The 21,089-nt window shown below is 59.4% G+C and carries 19 protein-coding genes; 7 read left to right on the top strand and 12 right to left on the bottom strand.

Going from position 1 to position 21,089, the window contains the following annotated elements:
- Positions 1 to 38 precede the first annotated feature (38 nt).
- The 5 genes from EV561_RS08170 to EV561_RS08150 all read right to left on the bottom strand — a co-directional run bounded on the left by EV561_RS08170 (position 39) and on the right by EV561_RS08150 (position 5,367).
- Positions 39 to 1,043 (bottom strand): ATP-binding cassette domain-containing protein, encoded by a 1,005-nt coding sequence (locus EV561_RS08170; protein ID WP_132519716.1) that lies wholly within the window; start codon positions 1,041 to 1,043, stop codon positions 39 to 41.
- Between the two features lie 12 nt (positions 1,044 to 1,055).
- Complete coding sequence (locus EV561_RS08165; protein ID WP_132519713.1) at positions 1,056 to 2,120, bottom strand: Gfo/Idh/MocA family oxidoreductase; 1,065 nt, start codon at positions 2,118 to 2,120, stop codon at positions 1,056 to 1,058.
- Positions 2,117 to 2,956 carry a carbohydrate ABC transporter permease gene (locus tag EV561_RS08160; RefSeq protein WP_132519710.1) on the bottom strand — a complete coding sequence of 280 codons (840 nt, stop codon included), beginning with the start codon at positions 2,954 to 2,956 and terminating at the stop codon, positions 2,117 to 2,119. Before EV561_RS08160 ends, EV561_RS08165 begins: the two co-directional genes overlap by 4 nt.
- 12 nt (positions 2,957 to 2,968) lie before the next feature.
- Entirely contained in the window at positions 2,969 to 3,913 is a 945-nt protein-coding gene (locus EV561_RS08155; RefSeq protein ID WP_132519707.1) for a sugar ABC transporter permease, read from the bottom strand.
- Between the two features lie 194 nt (positions 3,914 to 4,107).
- Positions 4,108 to 5,367, bottom strand: a complete 1,260-nt coding sequence (locus EV561_RS08150) for an ABC transporter substrate-binding protein (RefSeq protein WP_132519704.1) — start codon at positions 5,365 to 5,367, stop codon at positions 4,108 to 4,110.
- A 544-nt stretch (positions 5,368 to 5,911) separates the two neighbouring features.
- Between EV561_RS08150 and EV561_RS08145 the strand changes: the two genes are divergently transcribed.
- Positions 5,912 to 6,793 carry an N-acetylglucosamine kinase gene (locus EV561_RS08145; protein WP_132519701.1) on the top strand — a complete coding sequence of 294 codons (882 nt, stop codon included), beginning with the start codon at positions 5,912 to 5,914 and terminating at the stop codon, positions 6,791 to 6,793.
- Positions 6,790 to 7,554: a GntR family transcriptional regulator gene (locus tag EV561_RS08140; RefSeq protein WP_132519698.1), complete on the top strand. Its 765-nt coding sequence runs from the start codon at positions 6,790 to 6,792 to the stop codon at positions 7,552 to 7,554. Before EV561_RS08145 ends, EV561_RS08140 begins: the two co-directional genes overlap by 4 nt.
- A 2-nt stretch (positions 7,555 to 7,556) precedes the next feature.
- Here EV561_RS08140 and EV561_RS08135 read toward each other — a convergent pair whose 3' ends face one another.
- The 3 genes from EV561_RS08135 to metH all read right to left on the bottom strand — a co-directional run bounded on the left by EV561_RS08135 (position 7,557) and on the right by metH (position 12,155).
- On the bottom strand, positions 7,557 to 7,958 hold the full coding sequence (locus tag EV561_RS08135; protein ID WP_132519695.1) for a type II toxin-antitoxin system VapC family toxin: 402 nt from the start codon (positions 7,956 to 7,958) through the stop codon (positions 7,557 to 7,559).
- Positions 7,955 to 8,188, bottom strand: a complete 234-nt coding sequence (locus tag EV561_RS08130) for a type II toxin-antitoxin system prevent-host-death family antitoxin (RefSeq protein ID WP_132519692.1) — start codon at positions 8,186 to 8,188, stop codon at positions 7,955 to 7,957. The genes EV561_RS08135 and EV561_RS08130 overlap by 4 nt, the downstream gene beginning before the upstream one ends.
- Positions 8,189 to 8,381: 193 nt before the next feature.
- Positions 8,382 to 12,155, bottom strand: a complete 3,774-nt coding sequence (metH, locus tag EV561_RS08125; RefSeq protein WP_132519689.1) for a methionine synthase — start codon at positions 12,153 to 12,155, stop codon at positions 8,382 to 8,384.
- A gap of 176 nt (positions 12,156 to 12,331) precedes the next feature.
- On the opposite strand from metH, the gene EV561_RS08120 reads away from it, so the two are divergent.
- A complete protein-coding gene (locus EV561_RS08120; RefSeq protein ID WP_132519686.1) occupies positions 12,332 to 13,588 on the top strand; it encodes an AGE family epimerase/isomerase in 1,257 nt (418 codons plus the stop codon).
- 131 nt (positions 13,589 to 13,719) lie between these two features.
- On the opposite strand, the gene EV561_RS08115 is transcribed toward EV561_RS08120, so the two are convergent.
- Together EV561_RS08115 and EV561_RS08110 are read right to left on the bottom strand one after the other, a co-directional pair.
- Complete coding sequence (locus tag EV561_RS08115; protein ID WP_132519683.1) at positions 13,720 to 14,214, bottom strand: heme-degrading domain-containing protein; 495 nt, start codon at positions 14,212 to 14,214, stop codon at positions 13,720 to 13,722.
- Between the two features lie 173 nt (positions 14,215 to 14,387).
- The gene (locus tag EV561_RS08110; RefSeq protein ID WP_132519680.1) at positions 14,388 to 15,329 is read right to left on the bottom strand and encodes an ATP-grasp fold amidoligase family protein; all 942 of its coding nucleotides are present in this window, start codon (positions 15,327 to 15,329) and stop codon (positions 14,388 to 14,390) included.
- A gap of 82 nt (positions 15,330 to 15,411) precedes the next feature.
- Here EV561_RS08110 and EV561_RS08105 point away from each other — a divergent pair, with 82 nt between their 5' ends.
- On the top strand, positions 15,412 to 16,908 hold the full coding sequence (locus EV561_RS08105) for an oligosaccharide flippase family protein (RefSeq protein ID WP_132519677.1): 1,497 nt from the start codon (positions 15,412 to 15,414) through the stop codon (positions 16,906 to 16,908).
- Positions 16,909 to 16,922: 14 nt separating this feature from the next.
- Here EV561_RS08105 and EV561_RS08100 read toward each other — a convergent pair whose 3' ends face one another.
- Complete coding sequence (locus tag EV561_RS08100; RefSeq protein ID WP_245512617.1) at positions 16,923 to 18,062, bottom strand: polysaccharide biosynthesis protein GumK; 1,140 nt, start codon at positions 18,060 to 18,062, stop codon at positions 16,923 to 16,925.
- Between the two features lie 391 nt (positions 18,063 to 18,453).
- Between EV561_RS08100 and EV561_RS08095 the strand changes: the two genes are divergently transcribed.
- The 3 genes from EV561_RS08095 (at position 18,454) to EV561_RS08085 (ending at position 20,311) form a co-directional block, all read left to right on the top strand.
- On the top strand, positions 18,454 to 19,401 hold the full coding sequence (locus EV561_RS08095; protein WP_245512629.1) for a polysaccharide lyase: 948 nt from the start codon (positions 18,454 to 18,456) through the stop codon (positions 19,399 to 19,401).
- 87 nt (positions 19,402 to 19,488) lie between these two features.
- The gene (locus EV561_RS08090) at positions 19,489 to 19,785 is read left to right on the top strand and encodes a hypothetical protein (protein ID WP_132519671.1); all 297 of its coding nucleotides are present in this window, start codon (positions 19,489 to 19,491) and stop codon (positions 19,783 to 19,785) included.
- 319 nt (positions 19,786 to 20,104) lie between these two features.
- Positions 20,105 to 20,311 carry a hypothetical protein gene (locus EV561_RS08085; protein WP_132519668.1) on the top strand — a complete coding sequence of 69 codons (207 nt, stop codon included), beginning with the start codon at positions 20,105 to 20,107 and terminating at the stop codon, positions 20,309 to 20,311.
- A 180-nt stretch (positions 20,312 to 20,491) separates the two neighbouring features.
- Here EV561_RS08085 and EV561_RS08080 read toward each other — a convergent pair whose 3' ends face one another.
- The gene (locus tag EV561_RS08080) at positions 20,492 to 20,710 is read right to left on the bottom strand and encodes a hypothetical protein (protein ID WP_132519665.1); all 219 of its coding nucleotides are present in this window, start codon (positions 20,708 to 20,710) and stop codon (positions 20,492 to 20,494) included.
- Positions 20,711 to 21,089: the final 379 nt, after the last annotated feature.

Here is a 21,089-nt window from a genome sequence, read left to right as displayed (position 1 = left end):
AAAGGCGGGGCAGTTCTGCTTTGGGGCTGTTGTGACGATCAGTTCCTGATCGCCTGATCATTGACATCGAAGCGATGCATGTGACTCCCGTCCGGCGTTGCGTATACCACGTCGTCCGGCTCGTACTTGTGCTCGCCGAAGAGACGTACCGTCAGAAGCCCGGTATGTTCCGATTCGAGGTAGATGATCGTGTCGGCGCCCAGATGTTCGACATGGACGACCTTGGCGGACCACATTCCCTGATCGCGCGAGAGCGTAATGTGCTCGGGCCGAATACCGATCGTCTTGGCCGAGGTGTCGCCGAGCTTTTCAGCCGGAATGAAATTCATCTGCGGTGAACCGATGAAGCCGGCAACGAAAACATTGGCCGGACGATTGTAGAGTTCCATCGGCGAGCCGATCTGCTCGATCGCACCGGCGTTCAGGACCACGATCTTGTCGGCCAGCGTCATCGCCTCGACCTGGTCGTGGGTGACGTAGATCATCGTCGCCTTGAGGCTGCGGTGCAGACGGGCGATCTCAAGGCGCGTCTGGACGCGCAGCGCCGCGTCGAGGTTCGACAGCGGCTCATCGAACAGGAAGAGGTCCGGCTCGCGGACGATGGCGCGGCCGATCGCGACGCGCTGGCGCTGGCCACCGGAGAGCTCGGCCGGACGGCGCGCAAGATACGGCCCGAGCGACAGCATGCCCGATGCCTTGTCCACCCGACGCTCGATCTCGTCCTTTGCGGTACCGGCCTGCTTCAGGCCAAGCCCCATATTGTCCTTGACGGTCAGGTGCGGATAGAGCGCGTAGGACTGGAACACCATGGCAATGCCGCGCTTGGCCGGCGGCGCAAGGGTCACGTCCTTGCCATTGATGGCAACTGCCCCTGAGGTGACGTCCTCCAGCCCGGCGATGCTGCGCAGCAGGGTCGACTTTCCGCAGCCCGAAGGACCGACGAAAATGACAAACTCGCCATCCTTCACCTCAAGGTCGATGCCCTTGAGCACCTCGTGGTTGCCATAGGCCTTGCGGATGGATTTCAGTTGAAGCGATCCCACAGTCTCTGATCCTTACAAGTAAACAGGCTTGCCAGTGCGAACGCTTTCGTCCGCGGCAAGGCAGATGCGCAGCGATTGGACGGCGTCGTCCATATGGCGCGTCAGGTCGATATCGTTACGGATGGCCTTCAGCACATAGGCCTGCTCCAGGTCGCAGAGCTCCTGATGGCCGGGCTCGCCATCCATCTTCAGATCCTGGTCGGGACGGATGAACTTGCCATCGGGACCGGTCTCGGCATTGTGCAGTCGGATGACCGATGTCTTGGTGTGTGTATCGATATCATCGGACTTTGCATTCGGGTCCATGACGATCGAAACGGCACCGTTCGGCGACATGACGTCCTTCACGAAGAAGGCCGTCTCCGAGATCATCGGTCCCCAGGCAGCCTCATACCAGCCGACCGAGCCATCCTCATAGAGAACCTGCAGATGGCCGTAATTGTACATGTCAGGCGCGATTTCGTTCGAGAGGCGAAGCCCCATGCCACGCACCTCGACCGCCCGGGCGTCGGTGATCTGGCACATGACGTCGACATAGTGCACACCGCAATCCACGATCGGCGGCGTGGTCTGCAGGAGCGCCTTGTGCGTCTCCCAGGTCGGGCCGCTGGATTGCTGGTTCAGGTTCATGCGGAAGACGTAGGGGCCGCCCAGCTTGCGGGCTTCAGCGATCAGCCGCACCCAGGACGGATGGTGCCGCAGGATGTAGCCGACCACCAGCTTGCGCCCCGCCTTTTTCGCCGCGGCGACGACACGCTCGGCATCGGCCACGGTCGTTGCCAGCGGCTTCTCGATGAACACGTCGCAACCCGCCTCGAAAGCCATCACGGCATAATCCGCATGGCTGTCCGAATAGGTGCAGATCGAGCAGAGATCGGGCTTCAACTCCTTCAGCGCCGTCTCGAAATCCGGATGGATCGTGTAGCCGTTCAGCTCTTCCGCCAGCCTCGGCTTGGAGCGGTTGACGAGACCGACGATGTCGAAGCCCGGATTGTTGTGATAGGCGAGCGCATGGCTGCGGCCCATATTGCCGAGACCGGCGACGAGAACGCGGATTGGCTTGTCAGAGGAACTCATTTGACGGCTCCCGATGTGATGCCGCGGATAAGCTGCCGCGAGAAGATGACATAGAGGACGAGGATCGGCAGGATCGCTAGCGACAGCGCCGCAAGCACTGCGTTCCAGTTGGTCACGAACTGGCCGATGAAGATCTGCGACCCAAGCGTTACCGTCTTGGTGGCTTCCGAGGGCGCGAGGATCAACGGGAACCAGAGGTCGTTCCAGATCGGGATCATAGTGAATACGGCCACGGTTGCCATGGCTGGCCGAACGAGCGGCAGCACCAAGCGGAAGAAGATCGCATATTCCGAGAGCCCGTCGATGCGGCCTGCATTCTTCAGATCGTCCGACACGGTGCGCATGAACTCCGACAGGATGAAGATCGCAAGCGGCAACCCTTGAGCCGTATAGACGAGGATCAATGCCGTCAGTGTATTGACGAGATGCGCCGCGACCATCCCTTGCAGGATAGCGACCGTGCCGAGACGGATCGGGATCATGATGCCGATCGCCATGTAGAGACCAGTCAAGGTGTTACCGCGAAAGCGATATTCGGAGAGCGCGAAGGCCGCCATGGCTCCAAAGAGCAGCACGAGAAAGATCGAGACGATTGTAACGACGAAGCTGTTCTGGAAATAGAGAGCGAAATTACCCTGCCCCAACACCGTCTGGTAGCCAATGAGACTGAAAGTCGACGGCGTGGGCACCGACAGCGGCGAACGGAAGATGGCGCCGCGGTCCTTGAACGAATTCACGATCGTCAGAAAGACGGGAAAGAGAGCGATCAGCGTATAAGCCAGCAGCGCCAGATGCACGAAGCCGGTGCGGAACGGGGATGTGCGTGCTTTCGACATGGGCAGCACTCCTCAGAATTGGTAGCGGCGCATGCGCCGTTGGATCGTGAAAAGATAGAGCGAAACGCCAGCGAGAATGATCAGGAACATGACCGTCGCGACAGTCGCTCCCATCGAGCGGTCCCCCATCTGCAGCTGGAAACCGAAGAAGGTGCGGTAAAGGAAGGTGCCGAGAATGTCCGTCGCTCCGTCAGGGCCGGCAAGCGCACCCTGGACCGTGTAGATCAGGTCGAACGCGTTGAAATTGCCGACGAAAGTCAGGATCGAAATGATGCCGATCGCCGGCAGGATCAGTGGCAGCTTGATCTTCCAGAACTGCGACCATCCGGTGATGCCGTCACATTCCGCAGCCTCGATCACCTCTTCCGGAATGCTGAGTAGCGCGGCGTAAATCAGCATCATTGGAATGCCGATATACTGCCAGTTCGAAATCAGCGACACCGTGACCAGCGCGGTATCGGTCTTGCCGAGCCATGGCTCGAACAGGGATCGCAGGCCCACCATGTTCATAAGGCCGGGCGCGACGCCCCAGATCGGCGAAAGGATCAGCTTCCAGATGAAGCCGACGATGACGAACGACAGCAGCGTGGGCAGGAAAATCGCGGTGCGATAAAACGAAACGAAACGCAGCTTCGGCGTCGACAGCAGCGCCGCCAGCGCAATTCCGATCGGGTTCTGCACGCACATATGAACGGCGAAGAAGATGAGGTTGTTGCGGAAGGCATTCCAGAAATCATGCCCCCAGCGCGGATCCCCGAACAGCACTTTGTAGTTGGCAAAGCCGACGAAGGCCGGAGCACCATCCACGACATTATAGAAGGAAAGCCTGAGCGTTTCGATCAGCGGCAGGATCATGATCGCCGTGTAGACGAGGAAGGCCGGCAGGAGAAAGACGCCGATATGCCACCGCACCGGGCGCTTGATCGGAGTAACATTCGCCGATGTCGTATCGGTCATTGGTTCAGGCTCGCTTTGGCTTCGTTCTCTCCCCATCCCTGCCCACGACATGGTCTGGACGCATCAGGAATCGGATAATGCTTGTGCAGCAGCGGGAGACTCTTTCATGCGAAGACTTCGTTCGCATGACGGAATGTCTGTGACGAACACAGGATAGAGGGCGACGATAACGCGCCGCCCTCTGTCATTGAGGCTTACTTGCCCGGCTTGTACCAGCTGTCGAGACCGTCCTGCAGCTTCTTGGCAGCAGCATCCGGCGTATCCGTGCCATTGATGACGTTCGCGGATTCGGTCCACGTTACGTTTTCAAGGTTCGGCGTGCCGCGCGACAGGATCTGATAGGTCGAGCGGACCGTCGACTGGTGATCCTTGCGCCAGGAAACGAATTCCTGAGCGAGCGGATCGGCCATCTTCACGTCCTTGGAGTTCAGGCTGAAGAAGCCCGGCAGCGAGTTCGCGTAGATTTCAGCGAATTCCGGCGAGGCAACCCAGGTGAGGAACTTCTTGGCTTCTTCCGGATGCGTGGTCTTTGCGTTCATGCCGACGCCGATATCCGGATGGTCGGAGATGTAGGCGGTGTCACCAGCTTTGGCGACCGGCGGCGGGAATGCGCCCATCTTGAACTGAGCCTGGCTGTTGAACAGCGCGATTTCCCACGAACCGGCCGGATAGATGGCGGCACGGCCGAGCGTGAAGAGGTTCTGGCTGTCAGAGTAGGACTGAGCCTCGAAGCCATCACCGAGGTAAGGCTTCCACTTGGCGAGTTCCTGGTAGGGAGCGACCCAATCGGCATCCGTCAGCTTCTGCTTGCCGTCGATCAGAGCCTTGCGGCCATCTTCGCCCTTCCAGTAGTTCGGGCCGATGTTCTGGTAGCCCATGGTTGCGGCTTCCCAGAGATCCTTCGTGCCCATGGCCAGCGGGATGTAGGTGCCGTCAGCCTTGATCTTGTCGAGCGCTGCGAAGAACTCGTCGCGGGTCGTCGGGACCTTGATGCCGAGCTTGTCGAAAGCGTCCTTGTTGTAGATGAAGCCGTGGATGACCGAAGCCATCGGCACGCAGAAGGTCGTCTTGCCATCGTCGGTGGTCCAGGCGGCCTTGGCGACAGCTGAGAAGTTCTCCATACCCGGCAGGTCGTTGAGGCTTGTCAGGTTGCCAGCCTTGAAAAGGCCGAGCGACTTGTCGAACGGGCGGCAGGTGATGATGTCGCCTGCCGAACCAGCAGCAAGCTTTGCGTCGGTTGCAGCGTCATATTCGGTCGGTGCAGTCGGCGAGAAAGTGATCTTGATGCCCGGGTTCTTGGCTTCGAAAGCCGGGATGATCTTCTGCTGCCAGATCTGCAGGTCGTCATTGCGCCAGCTTTCGACGTTCAGCGTTACGTCGGCCGCATGAGCAAAGCCACCCGTTGCCAGAAGGCTGGATGCGAGGAGCAAGCTTTTCAGAACAGTATTTTTCATTTCCCTCTCCTTGTTTACGCGCTCGAAAGCGCTGTTCTCGGTCTGAAACAAGCAATTGGCGTGCCTGAGGAAACAGCCAACGCCCCAGCGGAGCCGCCAATCTTGCCGGCTCCGAATGCGCAAGGGCGCTTGGGCTCTCTTCCCGAAGCCGCCCGTCTCTTCGCACGCCGGCATCCCAGCCGGAGCGCAAGGAATTCTTTCAAGGGGAAACAACACGTGCCGGCCAATGGCGATGGCATCCCGAAAGATCCATGCTCACCTGACAACGGCTAGGTCCACCATCTTTTCGAGGGCCTTCCGGCTATTTTTTGCCGGTTCCGCCGATGCTTGCCTGCACTGTTCCCTTGGGAAGAATTAAGGCCAAAAAAATACCAATTGTCCAGCCGAATTTAACTTTTTGGCGCCAGAAAATCGTCTTTAAAAATTTTCATCAGCAAAAACAGTATGATAACTGCAAAAATAAAGCCAGGGCCTACCTCTTGGTAAATGGTATTTTTTTGGTATTGTAAAGAAAAAAGGGAACTGACGGCATCCGGAGGGTCAGATGACAGGGTTTGCGATCGGCATCGACGGCGGCGGGACAAGCTGCCGTGCCGCTGTGGCAGACAGAACGGGCAATATTCTCGGCACCGGCAAGGCCGGCGCCGCCAACATCATGTCTGATCCGGAAGGAGCCCTTGCCAATATCGTCGAGTCCGCCAAGGCAGCATTTCAGGGCGCCGGATTGCCCGTATCCGACATCGACAAGGCAAGCGTCGTGCTGGGCGTCGCGGGCGCCAATGTCGGCCCCTATGGCGCCTGCATCCAGGCATCCCTTCCCTTCGCCAGAAGCCGCGTCGTCACGGATTCGCTGATCGCGCTACAGGGCGCCCTTGGTGATGGTGACGGTGTCGTCGGCGCTTTCGGCACCGGCTCGGTCTACAGCGCGCGGCGTGATGGCAAGGTGACCGAGATCGGCGGATGGGGCTTCGTGGTCGGCGATCAGGCAAGCGGCGCACGCCTCGGACGCGACCTGCTTGAAGCCGCCCTCCTCTCCCATGACGGTGTTTACCCCGCCACACCCGTCACGACACTGGTAATGGCCGAATTTGGCAACGATCCACAAAAGGTGGTGGAATTCGCCCACATATCGAAGCCCAAGGATTTCGCCCGCTACGCCCCACTCGTCTTCGGCCATGCCGAACGCAACGATCCCGTTGCGCTTGCCATTGTCAGCAAGGCGGCGCGCGATATCGATGATACGATCCAGTCGCTGCTCTGGCCGGAGTGCCGCGCGATCTGCCTTCTCGGCGGTCTCGCCGGCGCCTACAGGTCGCGGCTCGCCACCAGCCATCAGACCCTGATGGCGGAGCCGAAGGGCGACGCCTTGCAGGGCGCCGTCGCCTTTGCGGTCGATCTCGCCAGAGAAGAAGGGGTCCGGGCATGACCGAAGACCTCACCCACATATTTTCTCCTGAGCGCCTCCTCGCTGGTGGCACCGGCCCGCTCTACGTCAAGCTGCGGCGAACGCTGGAAGACGCGGTCAAGGCCGGAACGCTGAAGCACGGCGATGCGCTGCCACCGGAACGCGATATCGCAGAATACGCCGCCGTGAGCCGCGTGACCGTGCGCAAAGCCATCGATGACCTCGTCGCCGAAGGCGTCCTTGTTCGCCGCCACGGCTCCGGCACCTTCGTGACCAAGCCAGTGTCGAAAGTGGAGCAACGGCTTTCGCAGCTGACCTCGTTCACGGAAGACATGGCGCGGCGCGGCATGAAGGCCCGCTCCGAATGGCTGCACAAGGGCATCCACACCCCCTCGCCCGATGAAATGATGATTCTCGGACTGGCGGCGGACACAAAGGTCTCCCGCCTCAGCCGCCTGCGAATCGCCGACGACCAGCCGCTCGCCATCGAACACGCCAGCGTTTCCGGCGAATTCCTGCCTGACCCGTCGACCGTCACCAGTTCGCTCTATGCCGAACTGGAGCGCCGCCAGGTCCGCCCGGTTCGTGCCGTCCAGCGGATTTCCGCAACGAACATGAAGGAAGCCGACGCCGGGCTGCTCGGCGTACCGGTCGGCGCCGCAGGCCTTTCGATTGAGCGTATCTCCTATCTCGGCTCCGGCCGCGCGGTGGAATTCACCCGCTCGTTATATCGCGGCGATGCCTATGACTTTGTCGCCGAGTTGACGATTGGGCCGAGCTGAGGTCACCAAAGCCGGGCAATCCAACCATCATGATCGGCAAGACCGTCGAAAACCAAGTCTGCCGAGATGATCGCAATCCGATTTTCGATTGCTGTAGCCGCGAGAAACCGGTCGAAAGGATCGCGATGGTTCCAGGTCAGCATCGACGCGCCAAGACATATTTCGGGTGTCATCGCAGCTATTCGTCCGCCCTGCTCCTGAAGCAGCCCGGGCAACCTGTCAACGAAGGGCGCCATCTCCGGCCACTTGCCGATGCGCACTTTCTGACCGATTTCAAACAGGCTGATTGGGCTGACGAAAACATTCTCAGCCCCCTCGATGAGTTCAACCGCTCTCGGCGAAAGACGCGCATCGCCCGTTAGCGACCATGCCCAGGCATGTGTGTCCAGTAGGAATGAACTCACTCGGCGCCTTCCCAAAGCCCAAGTTCATCTTCACGCATAGGCTCGAAGAAATCGGGCCCCTCTCCGGTAAGCTTACCTTTGAGGATGCCGATCCTAAACGAGGCCTGTTCAATGGGAACGATTTTCACGACAGGCTTGCTGCCCTTGGCAATGATAACCTCTTCGCCGGACAGCGCAGCATCGATGAGTTTCGACAGATTTGTTTTTGCGGCGTGAACGGTAAATTGCATCGACAGCTCCTTGGCTAACTTAGCTATATATATATAATGAAGGGGCGTTTATTTCTATCTGCTCACTGTGCAAATTGTCTCAGACGTCGATTTCGATTCTCGATCAAATGCTTACGGCCGCAAGATGAATCAATCTCCCAGCCGCATTGCATCTAAATATGCCGCCCCTGGATTTGGGAAAATGCCCCGCCCCCTAAGCCGCATCCTCCACCGCCGCAGCAGTCCTTGTCGGCACATAGTTCAGCACCGGGCCCAGCCAGCGCTCGACCTCTTCGACCGGCATGCTCTTGCGCTCGGCATAATCCAGCACTTGGTCGCGCTCCACCTTGGCAACGCCGAAGTAATAGGCGTCGGGGTGGCCAATATAGATGCCGGACACCGAAGAGCCCGGCCACATTGCATAGCTTTCCGTCAGCTTTACGCCGGTCGCTGCCTCGGCATCGAGCAGGCGGAACAGCGTTGCCTTTTCAGTGTGATCGGGCTGGGCCGGATAACCGGGGGCCGGGCGAATGCCGGCATAGGCTTCCGACACCAGTTCCTCGTTCGAGAGGTGCTCGTCCCTGGCATAGCCCCAGAACTCGCGGCGCACGCGCTCGTGCATGCGCTCTGCCAGCGCTTCGGCAAAGCGATCGGAAAGCGCCTTGACGAGGATCGAGGAATAGTCGTCGTTTGCCCGCTCGAAGCGCTCGGCGATGGCGATTTCCTCAATGCCCGAGGTCACGACGAAACCGCCGACATAATCCTTCACCCCGCTTGCGACTGGAGCGACGAAATCCGACAGCGCCACGTTCGGCCGGTCCTCGCGCTTGGCGATCTGCTGACGCAGCGTATAGAAGGTGGCGAGTTCGGCGGAACGGCTTTCGTCCGTGAAAAGCCTGATATCGTCGCCGACCGCACCTGCGGGCCAGAAGCCGATAACCGCACGAGGGCGGAACCATTTTTCCGTAATGATTTTTTCGAGCATGGCCTGAGCGTCGGCATAGAGCTGACGCGCCGCCTCTCCCTGCTTCTCGTCCTCGAGAATGGCCGGGAACCGGCCCTTCAGCTCCCAGGTCTGGAAGAACGGCGTCCAGTCGATATATTTCGCGAGTTCCGCCAGATCGTAATCGTCGAAGACCTTGGTGCCGAAAAATTCCGGAGCCTTGGGCTTGTAAGCCGACCAGTCGATCTTGACCGCATTCTCACGGGCGCTGGCGAGCGGCAGGCGTACCTTCTCCGCTTCGCTTTTCGCATGGGCGGTCGCGACCTTGGTATATTCGGCCCGGACGGTTTCGACATAGCCCTGCTTGGCATCAGGCGACAGCAGCGCCGACACGACGCCGACGGCGCGGGACGCGTCGGTGACGTAAACCGTTTGGCCCTTTTCGTAGCGCGGATTGATCTTGACCGCCGTGTGGACGCGACTGGTCGTCGCGCCGCCGATCAGGAGTGGGATATCAAAACCCTGCCGCTCCATTTCGGAGGCGACATGCACCATTTCGTCGAGCGACGGCGTGATCAGGCCGGACAGGCCGATGATATCGACCTTCTCCTTTACAGCGGTTTCGAGGATCTTCGTCGCCGGCACCATGACGCCGAGATCGATGATCTCGTAGTTGTTGCAGGCGAGCACGACACCGACAATGTTCTTGCCGATATCATGGACATCGCCCTTGACGGTCGCCATCAGCACCTTGCCAGCGGATTTCCGTTCGTCGCCGCCATTCAGGCGCTTCTCCTCTTCCATGAAGGGCAGCAGCACGGCGACCGCCTGCTTCATGACGCGCGCCGACTTGACCACCTGCGGCAGGAACATCTTGCCGGAGCCGAAGAGATCACCGACGACGTTCATGCCGGCCATCAGCGGCCCCTCAATGACATGCAGCGGGCGCTCCGCTTGCTGACGGGCTTCTTCGGTATCGGCCTCGATATAGTCGGTGATGCCATTGACCAGCGCATGCCCCAGCCGCTTCTCGACCGACCATTCGCGCCATGCCAGATCCTGCACCTTTGCTTCCCGGCCCCCCGCGCCGCGGAAGCGTTCGGCGACTTCGAGCAGTCGCTCGGTCGCGTCGGATCGGCGGTTCAGCACAACGTCCTCGCAGGCCTCGCGCAGTTCGGCATCGATATTGTCGTAGACGGCAAGCTGGCCGGCGTTGACGATGCCCATGTCCATGCCCGCCTGGATGGCGTGATAGAGGAACACGGCATGCATCGCCTCGCGCACGGTCTCGTTGCCGCGGAAGGAGAAGGAAAGGTTTGAGACGCCGCCGGAAATATGGACGAGCGGCATGGTCTGCCGGATCGTCCGGGTCGCCTCGATGAAGTCGACGCCGTAATTGTTATGCTCTTCGATGCCGGTCGCGACCGCAAAGATGTTCGGATCGAAGATGATGTCCTCGGGCGCGATGCCGGCTTGCTCCGTCAGAATCTTGTAGGCGCGCGTGCAGATATCGACCTTGCGCTGATAGGTGTCAGCTTGGCCCGTCTCGTCGAAGGCCATGACGACGACGGCAGCGCCATAAGCGTGCAGCAGCCGGGCCTGCTTGAGGAAATTCTCCTCGCCTTCCTTCAGCGAGATCGAATTGACGATCGGCTTGCCCTGAACGCATTTCAGACCGGCCTCGATGATGGAAAATTTCGACGAGTCGATCATGACGGGCACGCGGGCAATATCCGGCTCTGCCGCGATCAGGTTCAGGAACTCGACCATCGCCTTTTCGGAGTCGATCAGGCCTTCGTCCATGTTGATGTCGATGACCTGCGCACCGTTCTCGACCTGGTCGCGGGCGACGGCGAGAGCCGCGGTATAGTCGGCATTGGTGATCAGCTTGCGGAAGCGTGCCGAACCGGTGACATTGGTGCGCTCGCCGACATTGACGAAGGGAATCTCCTTGGTCAGCTCAAAGGGTTCCAGACCCGAAAGCGACATGAAAGGCCGATGTGCCGGCAACTCGCGCGGCTTGTACTTCGAAACTGCAGCGGCAATGGCGGCAATATGCTCAGGCGTCGAACCGCAGCAGCCGCCGACAATATTGACCAGGCCATCGCGGGCAAAGCCCTCGACCTGTGCTGCCATCATTTCAGGCGTTTCATCATACTGGCCGAATTCGTTCGGCAGGCCGGCATTCGGATAGGCGCAGACGAAAGTATCAGCAGCGCCCGAAAGCTCCTGCAGGTGCGGACGCATAGCGTTGGCGCCGAGCGCACAGTTGAGGCCGATCGTGAATGGATTGGCATGGCGCACGGCATTCCAGAATGCGGATGGAGTCTGGCCGGAAAGCGTGCGGCCGGAAAGGTCGGTGATCGTGCCCGAGATCATCACGGGAAGACGAACGCCCTTTGCCACGAAACGCTCCTCGCAGGCAAAGATCGCGGCCTTGGCATTCAGCGTATCGAAGATCGTCTCGATCAGGATGATGTCGGCTCCGCCGTCGATCAGGCCGTCGATCTGCTCGCCATAGGCAATGCGTAGATCGTCGAATGTGACCGCCCGGTAACCTGGATTGTTGACGTCAGGGGAAATTGAAGCCGTCCGGTTGGTCGGCCCGATGGCGCCGGCAACGAACCGACGCTTGCCGTCCTCACGCTCGGCGCGAACAGCGGCGCGGCGCGCGACTTCGGCGCCTTCCTTGTTCAGCGCATAGACCTCGCCTTCCATCTGATAGTCGGCCTGCGCGATGCGCGTAGAGGAAAAGGTGTTGGTCTCGATGATATCGGCGCCGGCCTTCAGGTACTTGTAGTGGATTTCCTCGATCGCATTGGGCTGCGAGAGGATCAGCAGGTCGTTATTGCCCTTCTGGTGGCAGGCACAGCCGATGAAGCGGTCGCCGAGGAAATGATCCTCGTCGAAGCCGAGCCCCTGGATCTGCGTGCCCATGGCGCCGTCGAGAACGAGAATGCGCTCGCTCGCCGCTTTCCTCAGCGCCGCGAAGACTTCGTTGCCATCTCGTTTCGTCGCTTCCGAACCAAAAAGATCATTGAACACGAGCGGACTCCTTTAGCCTGATTGCGACTTCGCAATCAAATCACATAAAGATATCTTTATGTCAACATATCTATGCATCGATCTATCGATCACAAGCCCCTTCGTGACCGTGACATCCCACCGGGCGCTCTATATAGAAATGGCAACAAACCTATGGAGGGAGTCGGAGGATGAGCATGAATCTCGAAGCAGAATCGCCAAAACTCGGAAACTGGACCACGCGCGACTACCATCGCCGCTGGCTTCTCGATCAGGCGAACGGACTTTTCGACTTCTTCCAGTATAACGGCGTCAACGCCACGGGTGGCTTTCACGACATGGACGATGTCGGCAACCCGCTCGATGCCGTCAATCCGCTTCGCAGCGTCCACCTCACCGCCCGCATGATCCACTGCTTCGCCGTCGGCTCGCTGCTCGGTCGTCCCGGCGCCGACGAAATCGTCGATCACGGCATGACCTATCTCTGGAACCGGCATCGCGATGAAAAGTTCGGCGGCTATTGCTGGTCGCGCAACAATGACGGCCAGGTCGATTCGAGCAAGCAGGGCTATGGCCATGCCTTCGTGCTGCTCGCCGCCTCCTCCGCCAAAACAGTCGGCCATCCACTCGCCGATGGAATGATCGCCGACGTCACCGAGATCCTGAACACGAAGTTCTGGGAAGCCGAACACGGTGCGATCAAGGAAGAATATAATCAAGATTGGTCGCCGATCGACGGCGGCACTTATCGCGGCCAGAACTCCAACATGCATCTGACTGAAGCTCTGATGGCGGCCTTTGAAGCGACGGGCGACAAGGAATATCTGACCAAGGCCGAAAGCATCGCCGATCTCATCATCCGCCGTTCCGCCGGTTCGGTCGATTGGCGCGTCGCAGAGCACTTCAACGCACAGTGGGTGCTCGACAAGAATTATCGCGGCAACGAGATGTTCCGCCCGTCAGGCACGACGCCGGGCCATTGGCTCGAATGGGCGCGGCTGACGCTGCAGCTCTGGGCACTCGGCGGCAAGCGCCACGACTGGATGCCGGATGCGGCGCGCGCTCTATTCGCACAATCCATGTCACTGGGCTGGGACAATGACAAGGGCGGCTTCTTCTATACGCTTGACTGGAACGACACCCCCGCAAAGCGCGAGAAGCTGTGGTGGCCGGCCTGTGAGGGCGCGGGCGCGGCGCACTTCCTCAACGAGAATGATCCGAGCGATTTCCACGAGGCAAGCTACCGCAAGATCTGGGGCGTCATCGGCCGGAATTTCCTCGATCACAAGAATGGCGGCTGGCACGAGGAACTGACGGAAGACCTGAAGCCCGCCCACACAATCTTCCCAGGCAAGGGCGATATCTACCACGCACTCCAGGCCTGCCTGATCCCGCTCTTCCCGGCAACCGGCAGCCTGACGAAGGTCATTCGGGAAGCCAGCGGCAGGGTTTGAGTCTCACCATTCGTCATCCTCGGGCTTGTCCCGAGGATCTGCCATGTTGCAACCAAATCATCCGTTGCAGATGCTCGGGGCAGGCCCGAGCATGACGGCGGAGACGAGGGCGCCCGCCCTCGCCAAGGCGCTCAGCCCTCCGAAAGCGCGAGATTGTGAAGCTCGTGCCCGAGCATTAGCGCAAGAGCCTCCACGACGAGATTGTGGTCGTCACGCTGGGGCAGACCGGAAACCGTAACGGCCCCCACGCAACCCGTCCCATTCACATTGATCGGGAAGCTGCCGCCATGCGAGGCGTAGTCGGTCGGCGGCAAACCATTGTCTTCGACCCTCTTGCCGGCTTTCTCGAGCATCAGGCCGCTCGCATAGCTGCTGCGGAAATAGCGCAGCACCATGTTCCGCTTGCGCCTGATCCACTGGGCATTGTCGGGCGTCGATCCCGGCAAAGCGATGTAGAAGACCGGCATGGAGTGGAAAGTAACATCGATCGCCACGCCAAGATTGCGCTCGCTCGCAAGGTCATGCAGCAGCTTGCCGAGCACCCAGGCGGTTGAAAGGTCGAACGCGTCGAAACGCAGTGTTTCCTCCTGCACCGCAATGCGGCTCAGATCGTGGTCGATCGTCATCGGTGAAATTCTCCTCCAAAATATCCTAGTCGACCCTATCAAGCGCCTATGCGCCGATTTGTCTACGGCCTTCTGGAGCAATTCCAGCAAAAGTGTGACGTGGTTTTGCGTTCGGAATTGCGTCAAATCAAAGGGATAGAGCGCTTCGGTGATTCGAAGAAAGCGGAAGTGCTCTAGGGTCTGGCCGGCAGATCGAAGCCGAGCTGCCATTTCTGCCCCAGCAGCGAATCGTATTCTGCCGGCTCGAATGCCTCGAAGCCACCACCGGGGTAGAAGGTGAGTTCTCCGACATAGACCCAGTCGGCGGAAGCGTAGAGATCGACCCGGACGAAATCGATATCATGGGCAATCGTCTCGGCAATGCGGATCATCTCCTCCAGCCGCGCCGGCCGGGGCACTTCGCCGGGGTAGAGCCCGAGATAGTCCGGATCGTAGAAAGGCAGCTTCTTCCATTCGGTCGTGTAGTTGCAGGAATAGCCCTGCCCGCCCTCGCGAATGTCGATCTCGATATGGGAAACCTTGCCGCCAAAGGTGAACAGCCGGTAGTCCCAGGGAACGCGACCATCGGCGAGAAGCATCGTCTCGATGATGATGCGCCGCTCCAGCCCGCTATAGGCCCACTCGCGATTGTAGGATGCATGGTCGATGGCGCGCCATTGCGACGAGGGATTTTCCTTCAATAACTTCCGGATATCGGCATCGCTGTAGAGAAAGCGGCCGACACCGCTCGCATGCGTCGGCTTGACGACCGCCGGCAGCGTGATCGCCGACCAGTCGACATCGGTAAGATCGGTCCCCACCCATTGCGTGGGAATGACATGCTGGCTGCCGACCCGCTCCGCGATCAGTTCCTTGGCACCGGCCTTGTCGACGAAGCGCGGGAAAAGCGGATTGCGATCGTAGAGCTTGCGCACCTGCATCTTGTCGGTGAACGTCTGCGGCGACTTGAGATTGGGAAACTTGCCGCGGATCGTGAAGTATTTGAGATTGCAGTAGGCTCGATCCGGCAAAGGCGAAATCAGCCGCCAGACGAGATTAAGCGCCCGCTCGCCGATACTCTTCTGCAAGTATCCGGGAATGAGGAAAGTATCTCGATCGCCAATATTATCGGTCAAGGTCGCTTAGCCACTCCTGTTTTGCGAGGAATACCAATGCTCCTTTAACACAAGGTTATGGAAGCACTATCATGATTGGCCCATGTCGAACCTACTCAAAAGCTCCCTGATCAGCCTTGCAGCAACGATCATCTCGCTTATCGCGGGCTTTGCGAGCAACATCATCGCAGCACGTCTGCTTGGCCCTGCCGGCTCCGGCAAGGTGGCCTACGCGTTGTGGGTCGCAACCTCGGCAGCAGCGATCGCCGACATGGGCCTGCCACAGACACTGTTGCGAAACGCCGGCGCACTGTCGGGCACCGGCAGCGCCTGGAAGTCGCTGGTGCGCGCCGCATTGCGGGCATTCACGATCTCGCTCCTGATGGTTTGCGCTGCAATCCTCGTCTATGCGGCGATGACCTATGCCTATCGCGACGCACGCCATGCCTGGTTCTGGGTCGTAACCGCCATTCTCTTTCTCAGCTATGCCGTTTCCGCCTTCTCGACGGCGGTTGCGCGCAGCCGGAACCGTTTTGGCCAGACGGCGAATAGCACGGCCATCGGCAGCGCACTGCAGGTTCCGCTGGTTCTTGTCGGCGCATGGCTTCTCGGCCCAACCGGCGCTCTCTTCGGCTATGTCGCAAGGTATCTGCCGCAGGCGCTCCGGCTCGGCCATTACCTCGACCGGAGCATCCCTGCTTCCTCCCACGCGCTGACACCGGAAATGCGAACCTATGGCCGCTATATGTGGCTGAGTGACCTCATCGAAATCCTGGTCCTCTCGCGCGTCGAATTCCTCTTCCTCGGTTTCTTCTTCTCGGCGACAGGCATCGGCTATTTCGCCGTCGGCCTCGGCCTTGCGGGTCTGATCGAGCAGGTCATGCTGCAGATCTCACCCGCCCTGATCGTCAGCTTCTCCGACGCCCATGCCAAAGGCGACCAGAAGGCTCTGCAGAATGCCTATTCGCGGGTCATCCGCATGGTCGCGCTCGTCATGCTACCGGTCAGTTTCGGCGGCGCCGCCATCATGCCCGACCTGCTGCCGCTGATCTTTGGTGATGCCTTTCTGCCTGCCGTACCCGCAGCTGCAACGCTCCTGGCCTTTGTCTGGATTGCAGGCCTCTCGGTCATCCCCTGGGGCGTGGTCGGCGCTGCCGGTCGCAGCTGGCTTCTGCTGCGCGTGCAAGTAATCAGCGGCATCCTAACAGTCTTGCTATTATCCCTTTCGGTGCCACTTGCCGGCCTCGAAGGCGCGGCGGCCTCCCGCGCCGCGATCACCACGCTCACATTTATCCTGCTGGCGCTGACGGCTCGAAGGCATGTCGGCGTTGCTGTTCCCGTGGGAGCCCTTGCCAGGAACGTCCTGGCCGCCGCCCTGTGTGCGGCAGCCGCGGGAACCGCCGTCTATCTCCTCGACGGTCCTGCTGCCATCATCGTTGCGATCCCTGCCGGTGCCGTCGTCTATGCGCTTGCAGTGCGCCTGCTGGGCCTCATCGAGGCAGCTGATGGAGAGATGCTGATGGAAAGCCTCGGAGGCAAATTACCCGGGCCGTCACGGCCCCTGGTCAATGGACTGCTCGGCTTTCTTGCACCCTCCTGAGCCGTGCCAAGGAATCAAGCCTGATCGAATGCAGCCCGCAACGTCTGTTTGGCTACATCGCCCCAAGTCAGAATTCCTTCGCTGAATTCAGGCAAACGCGGCATAGCCAGCGCCGCATCGATCTTCTGCCGCCAGCCGGTTTCGCCATCGAGGCGATAGGGAATGCCGTTGGCGCGCTTGAATGGAATGAGATCGGGCAGCAGGATCGGCAGACGGCAATAGCTATACTGCGAGAGCTTGAGGCTCGATTCCGCAAGATAGACCTCATCGGCCGTCAGTCGGTAGGGCGCAAGGCCGATATCCGCATGACGGATATAGGGCACGATGCTTTCGAAATCCCGCTCGCCATAGACGACGATATTCGGCGACGGCGCCCCGCGCCATGTCGCCCCAAAGATATGGAAGGTCATTTCGGGCGCCGCAGCCACCATCTGGTCGACAGCCAGCTGGTCGAAAAGCATGTTGCCGACCGAAATGGCATTTCGGCTGCCGGGCTTGTAGGGCGAAGCATAGCGACGATCGAACAGTGCCGTATCCACACCCTGCGGGATGACGCGAATGCGGCCACCAGTCGGCAACAAAGCACCAAGACGCTGCGACGGCACGCAGATGACATCGAAGCGCGGGATCGCCTCTTCCTGCATTTTCTGCAGGATGGGCGCCGCACCGACGCTTCTTAAGAGATCACGACAGAAATAGAGCGTCCTGGCACGAGGATTGAGCTTGCGAACATAGTTGAAAAAGCTGAGCGCCGAACCGCTTTCGATGACGACGAGATCGGCCGTTGCGACGGCCTTGCGGGCAAAATCCGGCAGATAACTGCCGTAGACGCGGAAGGCGACCTCGTTCACCCGATTCAGCACCCTGTTGTTCGAGCTAAACGCATGCAGCGGCGGAAGATAGGCCCCGGCATCAAGATTTGGCTCTACTGTCTCGAAACGGTTCGCCTGTACCTTCGACAAGGCATTAAATCGCGGACGGTCCTTCAGACGCGTCAGCCAGCTATGTCCGATCGTAACGAAATGGACCTTATGTCCCTGCTCCGCCCACTTGCGTGCGACGAAGTGAATGGACGCCTTGCGATATCCTCGCAAGAACACGTGCGATGTCAGAATGACGATCTTCAGGCGCTCTCCACTCAAGTCATCTGCCAATGGATCCCCGCTCGCGGAACCGTATTGAACGAACCAGACTGCGGATGACTGGTTGCCTACGATCCTGAAACTGCATCCCCCGGCCGGCCTCTCTCATGGCCCAAAGTGGGAAGTGATGAAATATGCCGCGGGAAGCGGACAATCATGTCCGGGGCGCTGAAATCCACGACAAGCCCTCGATGTGTCGATTTGAGCCGAAAAGGACCTAACAGGCGGTTAAGCAACGGCTGCGACTTCCGGTAGTCGGCCCTGTCAGAAAATCTGTCGGCAATAACGACAAGTCCAGCCGATGCGACGAATACCCGCCCCTTGCCCGCCGATGCGGTTCAGGTCATTGATAGCGCACTGAAATCCCGCCGGAGAATCCTTCCCAATGAAAGTGAAGATCGTCATGTGCGCAATTTTGACTGCGTTTTCCAGCGTAGCCACTGCTTATGCTGAAAATCCCGGCCAGGAAGTGTTGCGTGATGGATTCGACGGTAAGGACTTTTCCCCGCAGGGCCATCTCTACTATCGGGACAATACCGAGCAGGAAGCCGGCAGCTACGAATTTCAGTCAGCGGTGACCCGCAATGGTGGCGGGGCACTGAAGCTGAGCGTGAAGCCCCTGTGTACCTCATCCGAACAGAATTGCAGCGAACGCGCAGAAATCTGGGAACGCACAAGCCACCGGGTCCCCTATGATCAGGGCGTCTGGTACGGCTTCGCCGTCAAGTTTGGAGATCCCATCCCATCGGGCGATCATCGCTATCTCATCGCGCAGTGGAAACGTGAAATCGGCCCGGAGGCGCAGGGCGACTTCAGCCCCTTTCTTGCGCTCCGCCTCAACAACGGCAAGCTCTTCGCCACCGTCGAAACGAACTATGTCGCGCCGCCGACCGGAAGCGGCAATGGCGAGACGAAATCCTGCGGCGGCACAGAGGCGCCGGTCTGGTATCGCCCGGACACAAACCAGATGCGCGCGCTTGTCGCCACCGACGCCAATTGGTCAAAGGAGGATGGCGCCGAGTTCAAGAATTGCACCGACGCGATCACCATTACCGAGCACGGCAACAAGCTGCCGACCCCGGATTCCGGCTGGATCGATTTCGCGATCTACACCCAGCCTGGACCCGATGGGACAGGCCGAATTGAAATCTTCGCGAACAACAAATGGATTGTCACCGTCAAGGGACATATCGGCCATGCCGACAAGGGTCTCGGCAAGAACCAGTATTTCAAGTTCGGTCCCTATCGCGCAGCCGACACCACCGACTGGACCATGTATTACGACGATTTCCGGCGCTCTCCGAACTGCGCAGACGTGCTGGAACAGAGCAACGTCTGCCCTCCGAAATAACGGCCGCTGTGATCAAATTGTGATCGTCCGAGAGCGAACTTTTTGGCGCTTTGCGCGTTTCTTGCCCAGCACAAGGAGACGCGTCAGATGCTCACCACGAATCGTGACTGCCAGCGCGACGGCGCAAGGAATGCCATTCCAACCATGGGCGAGATCGAGGGCCGCATGGCGGTGCTTGAAGTCGTTGCGCAATCGGCCTTGACCCATGCACTCGATGAAGGCGACGAGGTTGTCGATGCCAGCCTGCTTGCGGAAATCCGCAAGGCAATGCGCGACAAATGCAGCGAGCTCAAGCTCGACAAGGAAGACTCGATATCCGCAATCTGCTTTGCGGAAGAACTCATAGAAGCAGCGATAGAGGCATCGCATCCTATCCACCAATGATGTGGTCGAGACCAAAATTTATTCTCGCGGGGATGGTGGCTGTGGCCGTCATCCTCGCATTGGTTTTATTTGTGCATCCGGCCGGCGAGAAGCCGAGCTTATCAGCCAATCCAGCACCTCATGCACCGGACCAGACGCCGCGATAATCGCTCTTTCCCCGATCGTAAATCTTAACTGTGCCGAATTGAAGCATGCCCCGTTTAAGGTTTGATCGTCATTAACGCCGCCATTTGAACGACCTTGCAAATTTCAGGAATAAAATCAGTCTGGAGAAATCCGCTCCTGAACCCCTGCCCCCGCAAATCCCAAGGTGTCGCGAATGTCGATGATGGCCAACTCGCAGTTCTATCCCGATGATGTCGATGTACTTGCCGGCGCGCTTTATGCCTGGTGCGCGGAACGCAGCGTCCGGCTTCACAGCCAGGAAGGCCTGTTTGCCGCAAGCATCGCCATCGATCTCTACAATGCCGGCCATCAGACCCAGGACCAATTGCTGGGCGCACTGCACGACCACGAGGCGCACTGAAACAATACACCTTCAATACTGTTGAAGATGTATGTGACGCCAAGGTCAGCAGTTTGAGGCGGTCGGAATATTCTGGCCCCGATATGGCCCAGCCTTTGATAAGACGGACCAACCCTTTTCCAGCCCAATGGCACGCCATTTCGGAAGCTGCACAGCCCTCGGCAGAACGCGCCCGCAGCCCTAGTGGCTTCGACCGGCCGAGGTCCGTAATTCTTCGCGCCGCAGCTCGTCGATGGCCGACATTGCCTCGTCGGCGGACCAGCCTGCGCGCATGGCTGCCGCAAGCAGCTTCATCTCGGCCTCTTGCTCTAGCCTCATGTAAAGCGGTTCCAGAGCTTCTTTTGCTGTTACGACATGCTCGTCGGGCGTGGGTATCGTTGAGCTGTTCTGCATCGGCATGGCTCTCTCTTTTTCGTTTTGTACGAATGAGCGAAATGCGCACCGCAGTGATCTGGTTCCAAGGCTTTCGAGAAAACAGGACCCCTCAATCGGCAACTTCTATTCTGAGCTACTTTGCCGGCGAAATGTCAAGCGCCCGAATATCCCTTTTCTCGCATCGCTTCTGCCGGCTGCTCCAAAATCGCGCGGGCATTTCCGCGCGTCCGGGCCTGCAGGTTGAATATCTACCCGCTTGCCGGGCAAAGCGCCCGGCAGAACAGCCTGCAAGGTCGAACTTCCGTCCACTCCCCGTGGTCAGCAGGACGTGAACGCGATATAAAGATAACAGATCTGGATACGGATAAAAAAACGGCTCTCGCTGCCATCAGGCGCCCGATCG

It is taken from the genome of Rhizobium sp. BK376, assembly GCF_004341625.1.
GTDB lineage: Bacteria > Pseudomonadota > Alphaproteobacteria > Rhizobiales > Rhizobiaceae > Rhizobium.
Note: the sequence above shows the minus strand (reverse complement) of the source record. Positions and strands in the feature narration are given on the sequence as shown.

Coding starts and splice junctions, on each gene's coding strand:
- EV561_RS08140 (WP_132519698.1), top strand. CDS start 6,790: ATGACCGAAGACCTCACCCACATATTTTCTCCTGAGCGCCTCCTCGCT.
- EV561_RS08160 (WP_132519710.1), bottom strand. CDS start 2,956: ATGTCGAAAGCACGCACATCCCCGTTCCGCACCGGCTTCGTGCATCTG.
- EV561_RS08115 (WP_132519683.1), bottom strand. CDS start 14,214: ATGACGATCGACCACGATCTGAGCCGCATTGCGGTGCAGGAGGAAACA.
- EV561_RS08105 (WP_132519677.1), top strand. CDS start 15,412: ATGTCGAACCTACTCAAAAGCTCCCTGATCAGCCTTGCAGCAACGATC.
- EV561_RS08145 (WP_132519701.1), top strand. CDS start 5,912: ATGACAGGGTTTGCGATCGGCATCGACGGCGGCGGGACAAGCTGCCGT.
- EV561_RS08095 (WP_245512629.1), top strand. CDS start 18,454: ATGTGCGCAATTTTGACTGCGTTTTCCAGCGTAGCCACTGCTTATGCT.
- EV561_RS08155 (WP_132519707.1), bottom strand. CDS start 3,913: ATGACCGATACGACATCGGCGAATGTTACTCCGATCAAGCGCCCGGTG.
- EV561_RS08120 (WP_132519686.1), top strand. CDS start 12,332: ATGAATCTCGAAGCAGAATCGCCAAAACTCGGAAACTGGACCACGCGC.
- EV561_RS08130 (WP_132519692.1), bottom strand. CDS start 8,188: ATGCAATTTACCGTTCACGCCGCAAAAACAAATCTGTCGAAACTCATC.
- EV561_RS08150 (WP_132519704.1), bottom strand. CDS start 5,367: ATGAAAAATACTGTTCTGAAAAGCTTGCTCCTCGCATCCAGCCTTCTG.
- EV561_RS08080 (WP_132519665.1), bottom strand. CDS start 20,710: ATGCCGATGCAGAACAGCTCAACGATACCCACGCCCGACGAGCATGTC.
- EV561_RS08165 (WP_132519713.1), bottom strand. CDS start 2,120: ATGAGTTCCTCTGACAAGCCAATCCGCGTTCTCGTCGCCGGTCTCGGC.
- EV561_RS08090 (WP_132519671.1), top strand. CDS start 19,489: ATGCTCACCACGAATCGTGACTGCCAGCGCGACGGCGCAAGGAATGCC.
- EV561_RS08085 (WP_132519668.1), top strand. CDS start 20,105: ATGTCGATGATGGCCAACTCGCAGTTCTATCCCGATGATGTCGATGTA.